Genomic DNA, 17,952 nt, shown 5'->3' on the forward strand with positions numbered 1-17,952 from the left:
CCTGGATCCTGGTGCTGCGGGCCGGACGTTGCTCCGGAGGGATGCCGCTCCGGACGCGGATGCGTCGGGCTGCGATGAGGTCGTATCTAATTCGCATTAGGAGAGTGTGTCAAGAGGGTTGCCGACAAGTTGCGCGGCCCGGCGAATCAGACATACGGCGACCTTGACTCGTGTCGACGATCGGAGTACACATTCGCTCTAATCCGCATTAGGTCAGCCCTGTCGCTCGGGAAAGGGATCCTCATGTCCACCCACCACGCACCCGACGACCACCACAGCGGCGACGGCGACCTGCGCCGACGCGGCTTCCTCGCCGGGGCGGTCGCCGTCGGTGTGGCCGGCACGGTGCTGCCGGGAACCGCGTTCGCGGCCGAACAGGCGGCCCCGGTAACCGTGTCCGCGCCGGGCATCAGCCTCACCGCCGGCGCCGACGGCTACGTCTCGATCCGCGACGGCGGCGGGATCGAGCGGGTGCGCCTGACCAGATTCATGGCCAAGGACACCGTCGCCGGCATCCAGCAGAGCACCGGCGGCACACCGTCGTTGATCACGCTCGCCGACGGCAGACCCGCGATCCGGGTCGAGTACACGCTGCCCGCCGCCGCGAACGGGATCACCGTCCGGGGCGTCTTCGACGTCACCGCGCACCGGGCGCATCTGCGCTGGGAGGTGGGCGGCTCGACCACACTGATCCCGGCCGGCTTCATGTTCGGGCGCACCGTACTCGCGCCCACCGCGCCGGAAACCTTCGCCGCGCTGACCACGTGGAACCGGGACGCGGGCGGCGGCATCCCGTACGAGACCAACGCCGGCGTGGTCTACCAGGAGACCTGGGCCGACACGAAGGCGTATTTCCGGCTCGCCGGCACCACTCCGGCCTGGACCAACGCCACCTGGATCCACGCGCCCGGCACCGCGACCACCGACGGCGCGGTGACCGAGGCCGACCTGGTGCTCGGCACGATGCGGCCCGCGGCGGCCGGCACCACCGGATCGGCCCGGCCGCTCGGTGTCGAGGTGTGGACCGACCAGCCGTTCTCGCTGTGGGACCGGGGCGGGGTACCGATGCCACTGCACGCGGAGGTCGCCAACGGCGGCGCCACGGACAAGGCGGTGCGACTGTCCTGGTGGGCGCGCGACTTCGACGGCCGGATCCTGGGCAGCGGCACGGTCACCGACACCGTCGCGGCGGGCGCCACCTGGGCGCAGACGTTCACCGTCACCTCGCCGCCGCACGGCATCGTGTTCACCGAGGTGAGCGCGACCTCCGGAACGGACGAGGCGTTCGCCCGGACCAACCTCTCGGTGCTGCCCTCGTTCGCCTACCAAGCGGGCCCCGACAGCATGTTCGGCATCGCCAACTACCCGTGGCTGCTCGAGCCGGACGCCCCGGCCGTGCTGGGCCTGATGCGGCGACTCGGCATCAAGCGGGTGCGGATCTCCTACGACGGCGGCCCCGGCCTGCCACCGGCCACGCTCGACGCGGCCGGCTTCGCGCACAACATCGAACTGGCCGGCATCCCGCTCGGCGGCACCACCGCCCAGATCGCCGCGTGGGCGGACACCAACACCGCCAAGGCGATCGGCGCGAACGCCGACTGGTTCGAGGTGGCCAACGAGATCAACAAGCCGTGGATGAGCGGCCAGACCGCGTCCGCCTACGTCCGCGACGGACTGCACCCCGTACGGGATCGGCTGACCGCGGCCGGGGCCCGGACCAAGGTGATGAACGCGGGCCTGGCCGGGATGGACTACGTCTGGACCAAGAACTTCCGCGACGCGGGCGGCTGGGACCTGATCGACGGCTTCGCCTTCCACCCCGGCCGCGGCAACTTCACCCCCGACTACGCGCCGGCGCCGGCCGACTGGACCATGGGCGACCACGGCACGTACTGGAACTTCCTCGGCGGCCTGCGCAAGGCCCGCGAGGTGATCGCCGAGTACGGCGAGAAGGAGCTGTGGCTGACCGAGGCGTACGCGTGCACCAAGCCGAACAGTTGGTGGCACGACACCTATCGGCACGCGGCGGAGAACGTGCTGTTGACCCTGGCGCTGGCCAAGGCCGAGGGGGTGCGCTGCGTGAACTGGTACCAGTTGCACGACAGCGTGCTGGGCAAGCCGCAACTGGCCGACCCGGTGAACTCCGAATACCACTACGGGCTGATGCACCGCGACCTCGGCGCCAAGCCGTCGGCACTGGCCTACGCCACGGCGGCCCGGGTGCTGGATCGGGCCACGTTCGTCCGCCGGTTGAACCTGGCCGACCCGGATCTCAAGGGGCTGCTGTTCGCCTCGCCCGACGGCCCGATTTCGATCCTGTGGAGCCGCAAGGACGGGTACGTACTCAACCCCGACCACCCGACGGACTCGGGATGGTTCGCCGCGCCCGAGCCGTGGGTGGACGGGTGGCGGACGAAGACGACGCTGATGGTGGCGGCGGCCCCGGGAGCTTCACCGGCAGAGGCCGGGCGACGCGGTCGTGGGCATCGCGGCGGCGGGCGCAACACCGCGGCGACGGTCCGCGAGCTGGACTGCATCGGGCGGGAGCGGCTGCTGACTCCGGTGCGCGGGCGCGTGGAGCTTCGCCTGGATGGCGCGCCTCGGATCTACTACGGGCTCACGGACACACCGGACGCGCCGTGTTGATCCGGGCCGACGGATCCGCCGGACACACTGCCGGTACGGGCTGACCGGCACGCTGGACCGGGCGTGGCGGGCGTGGCGGGCGTGGCGGGCGTGCCGGACGTGCCGGGCGTGGCGGACGTGCCGGACGGGACGGACGGGACGCGAAGGCGGCGCGGCGACGCGGCGGGCGGCCTCGTCGGGGTGGAGCGGGGCGGCGGCGGACTCGGTGCCGCCGCCCCGGTCTGGTGGCGGATCAGTTGTAGGTCAGGGGCGGGCTGAGCGGGGTGCGGGTGACGCAGTACCAACTGGGCCACGACGTCGACGTCGGGAACAGCACCCGCAGGCTCCAGTTGCTCGGTGAGGGCGGCGAACCGGTGAGCACGGCGTTCAATGGCTGCCCGGGCGAGATGGTGCCGCTGACCTTCGGGATCGCACCCAGGTTGAGCACGGGCGCACCGGCCGTGTAGGGCGGATTGATCGTGCCGTCGTAGACCACGCCGCCACTGGGTCCGTTGAAGAGCACGGTGGTGTTGATCGAGTTCGCGGGGAAGCTCACCGGGACCGCCGTGGCGATGTTCACCTTGAGCAGGCCACCGCCGGTGCTGTACGTCACCTTCGTGGTGAACGTTCGGCCCCTGGTGTCCACGCAGTTGTAGGGGGATGTCGAGGGCCCGCCCGCAGAGGCGGTACCGGCGAACGTGGTCACGGCGGCGAATGCGCCGGCGGTGGCGAGCGCGGCGATCTTTGCGCGCTTGGACATACCTGTCTCCTGGGTTTCTGGGCTGGACCCGAACCGTGCGGAGGAGCAGAAGTACACCGGGTGCGACCACACCCGTCACGCGCGCCCAGTAGACCAACCCCCGCCCCACCCCGACAAGCCGGCCGACGGGAATGTCTCGATCTGGCAAATGGCGGGATCCGGCGACCGGCGGTGGCGCGGTACGGGGTGCGTGGTGTGGGTGCGTGGTAGGGGTGCGTGGTGGTGGGGGGTGCGCGTGTGCGTTGCGCGGTGCGCGTTGTGCGGTGGCGCCGGTCCTATGAGGTGTCGGGTGCATTACGGATTCTGTACCTACTGGTATGTACACTCGCAGCATGAGTTCGAATACCGCCGACCTGCTGATCGAGACCACGCGTGACCTCCTCTGGGAGCGCGGCTATATCGGCACCAGCCCCAAGGCGATTCAGCAGCGGGCCGGAGTGGGCCAGGGCAGCATGTACCACCACTTCACCGGCAAGTCGGATCTCGCGCTGGCCGCGATCGACCGGACCGCCAAGGAGATGCGGGCCGCCGCCGAACGGCAGTTCGCCGCGCCGGGAACCGCCGTCGAGCGGATCACCGTCTACCTGCGACGCGAGCGCGACGTGCTCAAGGGCTGCCCGATCGGCCGGCTGACCCAGGATCCGGACGTCATGAGCGACCCGGCGCTGCGCGGACCCGTCGACGAGACCTTCGTCTGGCTGCGCGGCAGGCTGGCCCGGGTCCTGGCCGAGGGCCGCGCGCGGGGTGAATCGGGTGTGGCCGCGCTCGACCCCGACAGCACCGCCGCCACCATCGTCGCGGTGCTCCAGGGCGGTTACGTACTGGCCCGCGCCGCCGACTCGACCGAGCCCTTCGACCAGGCCGTGACCGGCGTACTCGGCCTGCTGAGCGCACCGCCGCCCACCGGCCGGGGCTGAAGCCGGGTCCGAAACCGAGTCCGGGCTTGCGAAACAGAGTCCAGGCGACATCGAGTCCGAGCGAAACAGAGTCCGAGCGAGACAGAGTCCGAGCGAAACAGGGTCCGAGTTCCGAGGAGCCCCCTACATGCAGGTCATCCGTACCCAGGCCGCCACCGCCGCGGCACCGCCCGAGTGGCTGACCGGCCCGGCCTGGCTCGACGAGATCGCCGCGCCGGTCGAGCCCTCGCGGGTGCGCGTCGACAGTGTGCACTTCGCACCCGGCTCCCGCACCGTGTGGCACCGCCACCCGCTCGGCCAGGTGCTCCACATCACCGAGGGCACCGGCCTGGTCCAGCACCGCGGCGGTCCCGTGGAAACCGTGCGTCCCGGCGACACCGTACGCATCGCGCCCGACGAATGGCACTGGCACGGCGCCGGCCCCACCACATTCATGACCCACCTGGCCATCCAGGAGGTGGCCCCCGACGGCACCGAGGCCGAACGAGGCGACCCGGTCACCGACACGGAGTACCAACCCGTCGGATAGCCGATGCAGCCGACACCGAACCGCAACGACCACGAGGACGGGACCTTCGGACATGTACGCCCATCAGTACGAGATCACCTTGCCCGCCGACTACGACATGGGCATCATCCGCAAGCGCGTCGCCGACTTCGGGCACGGCCTCGACGACCGGGCGGGCCTGGGCCTGAAGGCGTACACGATCCGCGAACGCGGCGTCGACGGCTCGCCGGTCAACGAGTACGCGCCGTTCTACCTGTGGCGGGACATCGGCGCGATGGCCCACTTCCTGGTCGGCGGTGGCGGCTTCCAAGGCATCATCCGCGACTTCGGTCGCCCCCGGGTCCGGCACTGGACCGGCCTGGCCCATCTGCCCGGCCCCGCTCGGGAGCACGCGCCCAAGGCCGCCTCCCGCCGCCTGCTTCCGCTGCCGGCCGACCCCGACCCCACGGGTCTCGGCCTGGCCACACACATCGACGCCGAAATCGAAGCCCTACACGCGCTCGCCCGCACCGACGGCGTCCACACCGCCGCCCTCGCCCTCGACCCGGACCACTGGCACCTGATGCGCTTCGTCCTGTGGCAGGGCCCCATCCCGACGCCCCACCACAAGGACACCACCGAACGCTACGAAATCCTGCACACATCCACACCGTCCCTGACCGACCTGCCTACCGGCCGCCTCACCTGAGACCCCCGCTTGCACCTGGGGCGCAAGCGGGGCCGACTCCACACACGGCCGAAGAGCGAGCGGGGCGTCGGGGCGGTCGGGTGGGACTGGGTCGGAGCTGGAGCGGGTCGGGGCGGGACCGGGTCGGGACCGGGTCGGGACCGAAGCGGGGCGGGGTAGGCCGGAGTCGTGTCCCGCGGCGTTGCTGTTTGTTGGGCGACTTCGTCGCCGGCTCGCGAGGCACCGCTTTTTCTTTCCCCCGCTTCGCTCCTCCAAGAAAAAGCGGTGCCTCGCTCGGGGCTTCGTGTCCCTCCGCTTCGCTCCGGGCCACGAAGCCCACACCTGCGGCTCCGCCGCTCTCCGCGCTTCGCGCGTCGATCACTGGGGTGGGCGCGGGTCGGGGGCGCTGACGCGCCAAACCGCAGCCGGATCCGCCGGCCCGGTCGCGGGCGGGCCGACCTCTCACCGCAGCAGCCAACCCCACCCATCCGGCAAACCACACCGGGGCCGCGAGGCCGGATCAGGCCCCCACGCAGCCCCTGAAACCCCAACCTCCGCACCAAAGGCAACGGGTGGAGCGGGTGGGTACACAACCCAAAACAACCAAAGACGCATCCGCAGCAACGCGCACAGCGCACGCCGATCGCCCGCGCGACCCACCCGCTACCGCAGCGAACCCGCCCAAACCGCTTCGCCCATCAGGGTCATGTGACCTCGAGCTTGGCCCCGGCGGCCGTGGCCAAGAGTTCTTCCGCGTGGGCCCGGCCGAGTTCGGAGTCTTCCAGGCCGGCCAACATGCGGGAGAGTTCTCGGACTCGGGCCGGGTCGTCGAGGGTGACCACTCCGGAGCGGGTGACCGTACCGTCGCTGGACTTTTCCACCACCAGGTGGCGGTCGGCGAAGGCCGCCACCTGGGGGAGGTGGGTCACCACGATCACCTGGGCGACCCGCGCCAGGCGGGCCAGGCGGCGGCCCACCTCGACCGCGGCCTTGCCGCCGACGCCCTGGTCGACCTCGTCGAAGACGAACGTGGGGACCGGGTCGGCGCCGGCGAAGACCACCTCGACGGCGAGCATCACCCGGGAGAGCTCACCGCCGGAGGCACCCTTGGCCAGCGGTCGCGGTGGCGCTCCCGGGTGCGGGGACAGTTGCAGTTCGACCTCGTCCACGCCCGCCTGGCCGTACGCCAGGACCCGATCGCCGACCGGCAGCCCGTCCGGGTCGTCCACCCCGGAGATGGCCACGCCGACCCGCGCGTACGGCATCGCCAGCGCCGCCAACTCGCCGGTCACCGCCGCCGCGAAGCGTTCCGCCGCGGCGTGCCGGGCCGCCGACACCTCGCTCGCGAGCGCCGCCAACTCGACCCGCAGCGCGTCCCGTTCGGCGGTCAGTTCCTCGGTGCGGTCGTCGTCGCCGTCCAACTCGGCCAACCGCGTGGCCGAGCGCTCGGCCCAGGCCAGCACCTCGTCGATCGACTCTCCGTACTTGCGGGTCAGCGCCGACAGCGCCGCCCGCCGCTCTTCCGCCGCCGCGAGCCGAACCGGGTCCGCGTCCACGCCGGCCGCGTAGGAGGCGAGCTCGGTGGCCACGTCGGACACCAGGTAGCCGACCTCGCCGAGCCGATCCGCCAACGCCGCCAACGCCGGGTCGTGCGCGCGTACCGCCTCCACCGCCCGCTGCGCGGCGCCCAGCAGGGTCGAGGCGTCCACCGCGTCCGTACCGGTCTCCGGATCGCCCAACAGCGCCTCGTGCGCCGTGGTCGCCGCGGTGCGCAGCGCGTCCGCGTGGCCCAGCCGCAAGGTCTCCGCGGCCAGTTCCGCGTCCTCGCCCGGCTGCGGCACGACCTGTTCGATCTCGGTCAGGCCGAACCGCAACAGATCGGCCTCCTGCGCGCGTTCGCGCGCCCGGGTGGTGATCTCGGCGAGTTCCGCGCTCACCTCGCGCAGCCGCCGATAGACCCCGCCGTACGCCTTCAACGGCACCGACACGGCCTCCCCGGCGTACCGGTCGAGCGCGCCGCGCTGCCGGGCCGGGCGCAGCAGCCGCTGCTGATCGGTCTGGCCGTGCACCGCGATCAGGTCGTCGGCCAGGTCGGTCAACAACCCGACCGGCGCGGACCGCCCGCCCACGTGCGCACGCGAGCGACCCTCGGCCGAGACCGTCCGCGCCAGCAGCAGCTCGTCGTCGTCCAGCTCGGCGCCCGCCTCGATCGCCCGACGCCCCGCCGGCGAGTCCGCCGGCACGCTGAGCCGACCCTCCACCAGGGCCTTCCCCGTCCCGTTGCGCACCAGCCCGGCATCGGCCCGCCCACCGAACAGCAAGCCGAGCCCGGTCACCACCATCGTCTTGCCGGCGCCGGTCTCGCCCGTGACCACGGTGAAGCCCGGCGCGAGCTCGACTACGGCGTCTTCGATGACACCCAGACCCTGTATCCGCATCTCTTCGAGCACGGGACGACACTACGAGGTCGTGGGGACTCCACGCGAAGAACGCAGTTCAACGGCGTGTGTTCAACACACGAACAGACGACCGTATCGACGATCCGGCCCGGAAAGGCGACTCACTTTCGCCCGCGCCAGCCCTTGACCGGCAGCGCGAACTTGGCCACCAGTCGATCCGTGAACGGTGCCCGATGCAACCGCGCCAACCGCACCGGCTGGGTCCCGCGACGCACCTCCACACGCGCCCCGGCAGGCAACTGCACGGTGCGCCGGCCGTCACACCACAGCGCGCCGGGCGGCGTCTCCGGCGCGAGCTCGAGCGCCAGCACCGAGTTCGGCGAGACCACCACCGGGCGCGCGAACAACGCGTGCGCGCTGATCGGCACCATGATCAGCGCCTCCACCTCGGGCCACACGATCGGCCCGCCGCCGGAGAAGGCGTACGCGGTCGACCCGGTCGGCGTCGCGCACACCACCCCGTCGCAGCCCCACCGGGACAGCGGCCGGCCGTCCACCTCGGCGACCAGTTCCAGCATGCGCTCACGCGAGGCCTTCTCGATCGCGGCCTCGTTCAGCGCCCAGTTGGTGTGCACGATCTCGCCGTTGACCCGCACCAGCACGTCGAGCGTCATGCGCTCCTCGACGTCGTAGTCGCGCGCCACGACCCGCTCCACCACGTCGTTGAGGTCCTCGCGCTCGGCCTCCGCCAGGAAGCCGACCCGGCCCAGGTTGACCCCGAGCATCGGCACCGCCGCCTCGCGTACCAGCTCCGCGCCGCGCAGCAGCGTGCCGTCGCCGCCGAGCACGATGGCCAGCTCGCAGCCCTTGGCCGCGTCCGGCTCCACCGACACCACGACCGCGCCCGGCAGGGCCAGGTCGTCCGCCTCGTTCTCGAGCACCCGTACGCCCAGGCCCGCCGCGATCAACCGCTCCACCACCAGCCGTGCGCTGCGCAATGCCGCAGGTCGGCCGGTGTGCGTCACCACCAGTACCGTGCGATCGTTCATGCCCGTATCCCCTCGTCCGCATCGAACCGACCGCAGCCGTACCCGTACGCCGTGACGCTACCGTGCGCGCCGCTCACCGAGGCCCCTCGGCGACCGCCCGATCGACGTCCGCCGGGTCCAACTCCGGCGCACCGGCCCGCATCCACAGGAAGTACTCGACGTTGCCCGAAGGCCCCGGCAGCGGCGACGCGGTCACCCCGAGCACACCCAGCCCCGTCTTCGCGGCCTGTTCCGCGACCGTACGCACCGCCTCGGCCCGCAAGGCCGGATCACGCACCACCCCGCCCGCGCCGAGCCGCTCGCGCCCGACCTCGAACTGCGGCTTGACCATCATCACCAGATCCGCGTCCGGCGCGGAACAGCGCACCAGCGCGGGCAGCACCAGCCCGAGCGAGATGAAGGACAGGTCGCCCACCACCAGATCGACCGCCGGCCCCACCTGATCCGGCGTCAGCTCACGCACGTTGGTCCGGTCTCGTACCGTCACCCGATCGTCGCTGCGCAGCGCCCAGGCCAGTTGCCCGTACCCGACGTCCACCGCGACCACGTGCGCCGCGCCCGCGCGCAGCAACACGTCGGTGAAGCCGCCGGTGGAGGCGCCCGCGTCGATGCAGCGCCGCCCCTCGACGGTGAGGCCCAGCGGGGTGAACGCGGCCAGCGCGCCCGCGAGTTTGTGTCCACCGCGCGAGACGTAGTCCGGATCGCCCTCGTCGGCGGCGACCACCACGGCCGCCCCCGCATCGACCTGGGTGGCCGCCTTGGTCGCGGCCTGACCGCCCACCGTCACCCGCCCGGCCGCGATCAGTTCGCTCGCGTGGTCCCGGGAGCGAGCGAGTCCCCTGCGCACCAGCTCGGCGTCGAGCCTGCGTCGTGCCACCGGTCGTGCCTGCCGTTCCTTGGTTGTGCCGAAGTCGTCGACGAGGACCGCCGTTCCCGCGCCCGACACGCGTGGGTCCCTCGCCCGAGTCGGGATTCGGACCTACCGGTCCAGGTCCGCCAGGGTGTCCCGCAGCCCTCGGTGCACATCCTCGTACACCGACCCGTGCGCCTCGGTGGGCAGGTCACCCACACGGCTCAGGGTGGCGAGTACGGCGTCCACGTGCGGATCACCGGTGGGCGCGGGCGGCTCGACGTCGAGCGGCCCGATCGCGGTCGGCCCCGAGGGCGCGACGAGCCCGACCGCGCCGGACCCGTCGCCGCCCGCCACGCCCACGTCCGCGCCCTCGCTCACGACTGCTCGTCCGCGCCGGCGGCCGGCTCGGCGGGCTTGCGGATGGCCTTCTTGGCCGGCGTCGCCTTCTTCGTCGCGGCGGTGCCGTTCGTCTTGCGCGCGGGCTTGCGCGGGCCGGCCACCGGAGCCGACGCGGGCGCGTTCGCGGCCGTCTTGCGCGCCGCGGCCTTCTTCGCCGCAGCGGGCTTCGGGGCCGCCGCGGGCTTCGGGGCGGCGGGCTCGGCGACCGGCGAAGCGGCGGCACGGGTCGCGGCCGGCGAGCCCGTACCCGTCGCCGGACGGGCCGTCCGCGGCGTGGACGCGCGCGCCAGGCGATGCTCCAGGTCGGTCACCCGGCTCTTGAGCCGAGCGATCTCCTCCTCCGCCTTGATCAGATCCTTGGTCCACGGCTTCGACCGGGACAACGCCTTGTCCACCTCGCCGCGCACGACGCCCACGAGCAGGTCCCGGTTCGCCTTGCCCGTCTCGTACAGCTCCTCGGCGACCTGCTGCACGTACTGCGGCAACGCCTGGGCCTGGTCGGGCACCTGCTCCAGGTCCAGGCCGCTGCGCTCGACGAGGGCCTTGGCCACCTCGGTGACACGCTGCCGGGTCATCTCGGTCAAGCCACTGGCGATCTGAAGGTAACTGCGAACGACATCTCGCATAAGCGGCGCCTGCCTTCCTGCTCCGGCCGCCGTATGCGTGCCTGCGCGGCGATACGAACGGCGATGATCGGTCTGCTCCGACGCTACCCTCTCGACCGGCGCGGGGCCGGAAGCAACGACATGCGGGCCGCGCCGAGAACGACGGAGAAGGGCGGAGAGGGGCCGAGAGAGGGGAAGAAGGACGGAGAACGACATGGCGCCGGCCCGAGGACGGCCGCCGACCACGGCCGTCGACGACGACCGAGGAGGAGGCGGCGGAAGGCGAGCCGACCGCACCCGGCGACCCGGCCCGGCATCGGCGGACCCCTGGTGGGGTACGGTCGCCAACCGGATCCCACGGAAGGAACGCCTTCGCATGGCCACCGTCGAAGAGTGCCGCAAGGCCCTCGAGGAACTGTCCGCCAAGATGGGCCGAGCGGAGGGCGAAACCCGCAAGGCCACCCAGCTCGACCGCAGCCTCAGTTGCCGCGTCACCGACCTCGACGTCACCTTCTCCGGCCGACTGCGCGACGGCGCGCTGCACGACATCGACACCGAGCCGCGCACCGACAAGGCACAGATCCGGCTGAGCCTGACCGGCGACGACCTGATCGCGCTGGTCGCCGGCGAACTCAACTTCGGTGCCGCGTGGGCCAAGGGCCGGGTCAAGCTGGACGCCTCGTTCAAGGACCTGCTGGTCCTGCGCAAACTGCTCTGACCCGGCCCGCCCCACCTCGGGTCGCGCCCGCTACCAGCCCAGACGCGACACGACCCCGGCCGTGTCCACCGGCGCGTGCGCCGCCCAGGCCGCGGCGCACGCCGCCCGCAGCCCGTCGATCCGCTCGCCCTTGCCCTCGACCGCCAACGCGCCGTCGACCACCCGCGCCGACCAACCACCGCACACCCACGCCTCGCCCTCCGGCCGGGCCGTCACCGGCGCGGCCAACAACGCCCGCAGGTCCTCGGCCACGAACGTCGGCCGCCGGCCCTCGCCCGCCGCCAGCAGCCCATCCGGCGTGGTGACCCCGGTGAGCACCAACAGGCTGTCCACGCCCCCCTTGCACGCGCCCTCGATGTCGGTATCCAGCCGGTCGCCCACCACCAACGGCCGACGCGCGCCGGTACGCAGGATCGTCTCCCGATGCAGCGGCAACTCGGGCTTGCCCGCGACCACCGGCTCGACCCCCGTCGCCGCTCGCACCACGCCCACCAACGCGCCGTTGCCCGGCGCGATCCCACGCTCGGTGGGAATGGTCAGGTCCGCGTTCGAGGCCACCCAGAACACCCCGCGCGCCACCGCGTACGACGCCTCGGTGAGCGCCTGCCACCCCACGTCGGACGCGAACCCCTGAACCACCGCCGCGGGCTCCTCGTCCGCCGACCGCACCGGCCGCAGCCCGTGCTCGCGCAACGCCACCTCCAGCCCCGCGCCGCCGACCACGAGCACCGCCGCGCCCTCGGGCACCCGCTCCGCGACCACCCGCGCGGCGGCCTGCGCCGAGGTCACCACGTCCTCGGGCTGAGCCGGGATGCCCAGCTCGACCAGATGTTCGGCCACCGTCTTGGGCGGCCGGGACGCGTTGTTCGTGACGAACGCCAGCCCCATCCCCCGCCGCCGAGCCTCGGCCAGCACCTCCACCGCGTGCGGAACGGCCCGCGCGCCGGTGTACACGACACCGTCCAGGTCGAGCAGCGCGACGTCGTACTCCCGTGCCAACTCCCCCGCCGCCGCAGCCACGTCCGGAGCGTCCACCCCCGATGCCGAAGTCGTTGCCGAGGTCGAAGTCGTTGCCGAGGTCCCTGCCGAGGTCTGCTTGCTCACGCGTCGTCGCTCCTGTCGTCCATGTCCCCACCGTCCTTGCCGATCGTCCCGTACGCGCCGGCCCTCGCGCGCAACGTGGCCCGCGCCTGGACCAGCGCCGTCCGGTAGTGCTCGGTCTCCGGCCGCATCGCCACCGCGAGCGCCAAGTGCTCCACGGCGGTCTCGAAATCGCCGAGCCGCGACGCGGACAGTCCCCACCCGAACTGCGCGTAGTCGTCCGCCGGATCCGACTCGGCCACCGCCCGAAAATGCCGCAGCGCCTCGTCGTGTCTGCCCGAGTCGAACCAGGCCCGCGCCAGCGCCTCCCGCACACTGCGCGACTCCGGCGCCGCGTCCGCCGCCCGCGCCAGCAACTGCGCGGCGGCGGCCGGATTACCCGACGAGAGCAACTGCATGCCACGCCGATACCAGTCGTACACGTCTCCCGTGGGCGCACCGTTCACCCCGCCGGCTCCCTGAGCCATCGCCATGATGCCCTCCCGCAACTCGACCATCCGCCGGCCGGCGAAATCCGGCGGCCGGCGACATCGGATGTCCTGATCTTGCCCGGGCTCGGGCCCGTAACATTCGGCCATGGACGACGCAGTGCCGAACGGGCTCGATCTGGCCCCCTTCCGCGGGCTTCGCTACGACCCGGAACACGTGGGGGACGTCGCCTCGGTGACCTCGCCGCCGTACGACGTGGTCGAGCCCGGCGGCGTACCCGCGCTGGAGGACGCCGATCCGCACAACATCGTGCGCCTGGTCCTCCCGCGCAGCGCGGAACAGGCGGGCACCACGTTGCGCACCTGGCTGGCCGAGGGCGTCTTGCGCCCCGACCCGCTGCCCACGCTGTACGTATACGAACAGCGCGACCACAACTCCATCCAACGCGGTCTGATCGGCGCCCTCTCGCTCGACTCCGCGGTCCTGCCGCACGAGGACGTGATGGCCGGCCCGGTCGCGAACCGCGCCGCGCTGATGACCGAGTTGTCGGCCAACCCCGAGCCGATCCTGCTGGTGTACACCGGCGGCGGGCGCGCCTCGGACATCGTGGAACAGACCACCCACCAGTCGCCGCTGGTCGGTCTGCGCACGCCGGACGGCATACGTCACCGGCTGTGGGGGGTGACCGATCGGCACGCGCTCGCCGCGATCCGCGAGGACCTCGCGCATCGCAAGGCGCTGATCGCCGACGGCCACCACCGCTGGGCGGCCTACGCCAGGATGCGCGACCGCGCGCACGCGGACGGCCGTGGCAACGGCCCCTGGGATCGCGGCCTGGTGCTGCTCGTGGACACCGTCCGACACCCGCTGAGGGTCGGCGCGATCCACCGCGTCCTGCCCAAGCTGCGCCCGGCCGACGCGCTGAACGCCCTGGCCACCTACGGCGACGCGGGCGCCGGCGCGTTCCTGGCCCGCCCCCTCGACGGCACTTTGCCGGCCGCCCTGTGGGCACTGGACCAGGCCACCGGACCGGCCTTCCTGCTCGCCGGCGACCGCCGCTTCCACCTGCTCACCGGCCCCGACCCGGACCTGCTCGACCTCGCGATCCGCGCCGACCGCCCGCACATGTGGCGCTGCCTGGACGCCACCGTCCTGCACGCGGCCCTGCTCGATCACGTCTGGCACGTCCCCGACAACTGGGACAACATCACCTACGTCCACGACGCCACCGCCGCCGTACGCCAGGCCAACCACACGGGCGGCACGGCAATCCTGCTCCGCCCCACCGACGAGCGGGTGGTGAGAACGCTGGCAGAACAAGACGTGCGCATGCCCCGCAAATCAACATCATTCGGCCCGAAACCAGCCACCGGCTTGGTGCTACGAACCTTGGACCTGGACGAGTAGCCCCAACCAATACCACCCCACAACCGACCCCGCCTCGTAGTCGGCGCCAAGTCGTAGGCGGCGCCGGGTCGTAGGCGGCGTCGCGTCGCGGTCGCGGGTGGGACTGGGCCGGGGCGGGTCCAGTCGGGGCGGGTCGCAGGCGGAGCCGGCTCGGGCCAGGCTGCGAGCGCCGCTGGGTCGCAGGCGGAGCCGGATCACAAGCGGGACCGGGTCGCGGTTCGAGCCGGCTCGCAGGCGGGACCGGGTCGCGGGGCCGGACCAGGCCACCCCGGCGCCCCTGAAACCCCAACCTCCGCGCCAAAGGCAACGGGTGGAGCGGGTGGGTACACAACCCAACCCAACCAACGCGCAACGGTGGCCACGCCCGAAACGCAAGAAGGGCCCGACACACATACGTGCCAGGCCCTTCTCACCTCCCACCGCCAAGTCAGTCCTTCTCGGCCGCCGACTCGTCATCCGCAACCACGTCCGAGTTCGCCGCACCGGCAACCTCGTCCTCGGCCGCAACCTCGGCCTCGACGTCGGCAACCTCGTCCCCGGCCTCCTCGTCGGAGTCGGCGGAGCCATCGACGTCGACGTCGTCGGATTCCGCGTCCGCGTCATCCTCCGCGTCCGGGTCGAGAGCGTCGGTGAAGTCGAGGCCGTCGAGTTCGGCGACCCGCTCGGCCGCACCCGTCTCGCCCGTCGTGTCCGCCTCGGCTGCCCGGCCGAACCAGTCGCGCGCCTCATCGTCCCGGCCCACGGCCGCCAACGCGTCGGCGTACGCGAATCGCAGTCGCGCCACCCACGGATTCGTCGACGCCGAGTTCAGCTCCGGCACCTGCAGCGTGACCACGGCCGCGTCGAGCTGGTCCAGGTCGCGACGCGCGCCGGCGGCAACGATCCGCAGCTCGATCTGCGCGGCCTTGTCCAGTTCCTTGACCTCGTCCGCGCCGGCCATCTGCAACGCCCGCTCCGGACGACCCAGCCCACGCTCGCAGTCGGCCATCACGGCCCAGTGCTCGCTCGAACCGGTCATCCGCCGCGCCGCACGCAGCTCGGACAGCGCCTCCGCGTACGCACCCGCCATGTACGCGGCGATCCCCGCCGCCTCCCGCACCGCGGCAACACGCGACGCGAGCCGCAGCGCGACCTTGGCGTACTTATAGGCCAGCTCCGGGTCCTCGTCGACCGTACGGCCGATCATCACCAGGTTGCGCGCGACCTCGTCGGCGAGGGTCTTGGGCAGCCCGCGCAGCTCCTGCCGCGCCTCCGCACCGAGCTCCTCGGCCTGCACGTCCTCCGGGATGTACATCCGCTCGACCGGCACGTAACCGGGCTCGTCCCGACGGTCGAACGACGGCCGCGACCCACCACGATCGTCCCGATTCCCATACGACGGACGGCTGTTCCCGCGATCCCGGTCCCCATGGGAGGGTCGGCCACCACGGTCGTCCCGGCTGAACGAGGAGCGCGACCCACCACGATCCCCGCGGTCGCCATACGACGGCCGCGAGCCGCGGTCGTCCCGAGCAGGCCGGTCCGAACGCTCCGGCCGATCCGACCGGAACGGCGGACGCGACGAAGCACCGCGGTCGTCCCGAGCAGGCCGGTCCGAACGCTCCGGACGGTCCGACCGGTACGGCGGACGCGAACCGCCACCGGAACGATCGTCACGATTGAACGCGGGACGCGCCGAGCCACCACGGTCGTCCCGGTTGAACGACGGGCGACGGTCCCCACCACGCTCGTCCCGACCACCACTCGCCGGACGACCCGAACCCCGGTCGTCCCGCCGCGGCGCCGGACGACGCTCGTGGAACGGCTGCCGCGCACCGGGCTGACCGTTGTAGGTCGGCCGGCTGCTGGCGCCGTCCTTGTAGTCGCGGTCCCCGAACTCCCGCTCGTCACGAGCGGACCGGTCCGAACGCTCCGGACGGTCCGACCGGAACGGCGGACGCGAACCGCCCGCACCGCTGCGGTCGTCCCGGTTGAACGACGGACGACGGTCCCCACCACGCTCGTCCCGGTTGAACGGGGGACGCGAGCCACCCCGGTCGTCACGGTTGAACGAGGGACGCGACGAACCACCGCGGTCGTCCCGACCGGGCCGGTCCGAACGCTCCGGCCGATCCGACCGGAACGGCAAACGCCCACCGGCGCCACCCCGGTCGCCACGATCATCACGGTTGAACGAGGGACGCGACGAAGCACCGCGGTCGTCCCGAGCAGGCCGGTCCGAACGCTCGGGCCGGTCCGACCGGTACGGCGGACGCGAACCGCCACCGGAACGATCGTCACGATTGAACGAGGGACGCCGATCCCCGCCGCGCTCCTCACGGAACCCGGGCCGATCGTCGCGACCGGCCGGAGGCCGACGGTCGTCACGGTTGAACGGGGGACGCGAGCCACCCCGGTCGTCACGGTTGCCGTACGACGGGCGACTGCCACCACGGTCGTCACGGTTGTAGGGCGGACGCGAACCGCCGTCGCGGTCCGGCCGCGCGATCGCGTGGTCGCCGCGAGCCCCGTAGGACGTACGCGACTGGCCGCGGTCACGCTCGGGAGCGTCCGCCCGGAAGGGCGGACGGGACCCACCACGGTCGTCGCGGCCAGGGCGATCGTCACGAGCGGGCCGGTCCGACCGGTACGGCGGACGCGACCCCCCACCCGCACGATCGTCACGATTGAACGAAGGCCGCGAGGAACCCCCACGGTCATCGCGCCCACCGGACTGCGGCCGACCCGCACCACGGTCGTCACGGTTGAACGGGGGACGCGAGCCACCCCGGTCGTCACGGTTGCCGTACGACGGGCGACTGCCACCACGGTCGTCGCGGTTGCCGAACGAAGGACGCGATCCACCGCGGTCGTCGCGGGCAGGCCGGTCGGAACGCTCGGGCCGGTCCGACCGGTACGGCGGACGCGAACCGCCACCGGAACGATCATCGCGATTGAACGGGGGACGCGAAGCACCACCGCGGTCGTCCCGACCGCCGGACTGGGGACGCCCACCGGACTGCGGCCGACCGGCGCCCGCGCCACGGTTGCCACCACGGTCGTCACGATTGAACGGAGGACGCGAACCGCCACGGTCGTCACGGCCACCCTGGTCACGACCACCGGAAGCCGGACGGCCACCGCGATCATCACGGTTGAACGGCCGGCGATCACCGCCGCCACCGCCCCCCGAGTACTGCGATCCACTGGGACGGCGACTCGGCCGTCCCTCGGAGGGGGGATTGGACATGGGATTTGCTCCTCGTGATCGTCGTACGGGTACGCAGTCGCCTGTGGCGCGACCACCATTGTCCCGTATGACGAACGAAGTCGGCGCACCCGATGGTGGCCCTGAGCCCCTGTGGACAGGAGTCGCCACGGTAAATAGAACTGGACAAAAAAATAAGGGGCCCCACCGGGGTGGGGCCCCTTACTCACGTTGATTCCGGCGGCGTCCTACTCTCCCACACCCCTTCGAGTGCAGTACCATCGGCGCTGGAGAGCTTAGCTTCCGGGTTCGGAATGAGACCGGGCGT

General features: G+C 72.2%; 15 protein-coding genes and 1 rRNA gene. 6 read left to right on the forward strand and 10 right to left on the reverse strand.

The annotated features are described in order from the left end of the window. Positions 1-243 precede the first annotated feature (243 nt). Complete coding sequence (locus tag ACIRL2_RS48765; protein WP_395873766.1) at positions 244-2,646, forward strand: hypothetical protein; 2,403 nt, start codon at positions 244-246, stop codon at positions 2,644-2,646. A 232-nt stretch (positions 2,647-2,878) separates the two neighbouring features. Here the strand turns inward: ACIRL2_RS48765 and ACIRL2_RS48770 are convergent, their stop codons facing one another. Next, on the reverse strand, positions 2,879-3,385 hold the full coding sequence (locus tag ACIRL2_RS48770) for a hypothetical protein (protein ID WP_402241822.1): 507 nt from the start codon (positions 3,383-3,385) through the stop codon (positions 2,879-2,881). 332 nt (positions 3,386-3,717) lie between these two features. Between ACIRL2_RS48770 and ACIRL2_RS48775 the strand changes: the two genes are divergently transcribed. The 3 genes from ACIRL2_RS48775 (at position 3,718) to ACIRL2_RS48785 (ending at position 5,498) form a co-directional block, all read left to right on the forward strand. Beyond that, positions 3,718-4,302 (forward strand): TetR/AcrR family transcriptional regulator, encoded by a 585-nt coding sequence (locus ACIRL2_RS48775; protein ID WP_402241824.1) that lies wholly within the window; start codon positions 3,718-3,720, stop codon positions 4,300-4,302. 127 nt (positions 4,303-4,429) lie between these two features. Next, positions 4,430-4,831, forward strand: a complete 402-nt coding sequence (locus tag ACIRL2_RS48780) for a cupin domain-containing protein (RefSeq protein ID WP_395873763.1) — start codon at positions 4,430-4,432, stop codon at positions 4,829-4,831. Positions 4,832-4,883: 52 nt separating this feature from the next. Further along, the gene (locus tag ACIRL2_RS48785) at positions 4,884-5,498 is read left to right on the forward strand and encodes a DUF4865 family protein (RefSeq protein WP_402241827.1); all 615 of its coding nucleotides are present in this window, start codon (positions 4,884-4,886) and stop codon (positions 5,496-5,498) included. A 683-nt stretch (positions 5,499-6,181) separates the two neighbouring features. Here the strand turns inward: ACIRL2_RS48785 and recN are convergent. The 5 genes from recN to ACIRL2_RS48810 form a co-directional block, all read right to left on the reverse strand. Then, on the reverse strand, positions 6,182-7,915 hold the full coding sequence (recN, locus tag ACIRL2_RS48790; protein ID WP_395873811.1) for a DNA repair protein RecN: 1,734 nt from the start codon (positions 7,913-7,915) through the stop codon (positions 6,182-6,184). 122 nt (positions 7,916-8,037) lie between these two features. Continuing rightward, positions 8,038-8,925, reverse strand: coding sequence for an NAD kinase (locus tag ACIRL2_RS48795; protein ID WP_395873761.1), 888 nt, complete (start codon positions 8,923-8,925; stop codon positions 8,038-8,040). A gap of 73 nt (positions 8,926-8,998) precedes the next feature. After that, positions 8,999-9,802 carry a TlyA family RNA methyltransferase gene (locus ACIRL2_RS48800; protein WP_395873810.1) on the reverse strand — a complete coding sequence of 268 codons (804 nt, stop codon included), beginning with the start codon at positions 9,800-9,802 and terminating at the stop codon, positions 8,999-9,001. A gap of 102 nt (positions 9,803-9,904) precedes the next feature. After that, positions 9,905-10,156, reverse strand: a complete 252-nt coding sequence (locus tag ACIRL2_RS48805; protein ID WP_395873760.1) for a hypothetical protein — start codon at positions 10,154-10,156, stop codon at positions 9,905-9,907. Continuing rightward, on the reverse strand, positions 10,153-10,761 hold the full coding sequence (locus ACIRL2_RS48810; RefSeq protein ID WP_395873759.1) for a hypothetical protein: 609 nt from the start codon (positions 10,759-10,761) through the stop codon (positions 10,153-10,155). Before ACIRL2_RS48810 ends, ACIRL2_RS48805 begins: the two co-directional genes overlap by 4 nt. Before the next feature lie 397 nt (positions 10,762-11,158). Here ACIRL2_RS48810 and ACIRL2_RS48815 point away from each other — a divergent pair, with 397 nt between their 5' ends. Then, positions 11,159-11,500 (forward strand): alkyl sulfatase C-terminal domain-containing protein, encoded by a 342-nt coding sequence (locus tag ACIRL2_RS48815; RefSeq protein ID WP_395873758.1) that lies wholly within the window; start codon positions 11,159-11,161, stop codon positions 11,498-11,500. Positions 11,501-11,530: 30 nt separating this feature from the next. Here the strand turns inward: ACIRL2_RS48815 and ACIRL2_RS48820 are convergent, their stop codons facing one another. Beyond that, on the reverse strand, positions 11,531-12,535 hold the full coding sequence (locus ACIRL2_RS48820) for an HAD-IIA family hydrolase (RefSeq protein ID WP_402241837.1): 1,005 nt from the start codon (positions 12,533-12,535) through the stop codon (positions 11,531-11,533). Positions 12,536-12,600: 65 nt separating this feature from the next. After that, entirely contained in the window at positions 12,601-13,074 is a 474-nt protein-coding gene (locus ACIRL2_RS48825) for a tetratricopeptide repeat protein (protein ID WP_395873757.1), read from the reverse strand. 103 nt (positions 13,075-13,177) lie between these two features. Between ACIRL2_RS48825 and ACIRL2_RS48830 the strand changes: the two genes are divergently transcribed. Continuing rightward, a complete protein-coding gene (locus ACIRL2_RS48830) occupies positions 13,178-14,437 on the forward strand; it encodes a DUF1015 family protein (protein WP_395873756.1) in 1,260 nt (419 codons plus the stop codon). A 427-nt stretch (positions 14,438-14,864) separates the two neighbouring features. Here the strand turns inward: ACIRL2_RS48830 and ACIRL2_RS48835 are convergent, their stop codons facing one another. Together ACIRL2_RS48835 and rrf are read right to left on the reverse strand one after the other, a co-directional pair. Next, positions 14,865-15,731: a hypothetical protein gene (locus ACIRL2_RS48835; RefSeq protein WP_395873808.1), complete on the reverse strand. Its 867-nt coding sequence runs from the start codon at positions 15,729-15,731 to the stop codon at positions 14,865-14,867. Between the two features lie 2,128 nt (positions 15,732-17,859). Beyond that, positions 17,860-17,952: ribosomal RNA gene (gene rrf / locus ACIRL2_RS48840) — 5S ribosomal RNA — on the reverse strand; the annotation flags it as partial.

Origin of the sequence: Embleya sp. NPDC127516, assembly GCF_044765325.1 — a bacterium.
Taxonomy (GTDB): domain Bacteria; phylum Actinomycetota; class Actinomycetes; order Streptomycetales; family Streptomycetaceae; genus Embleya.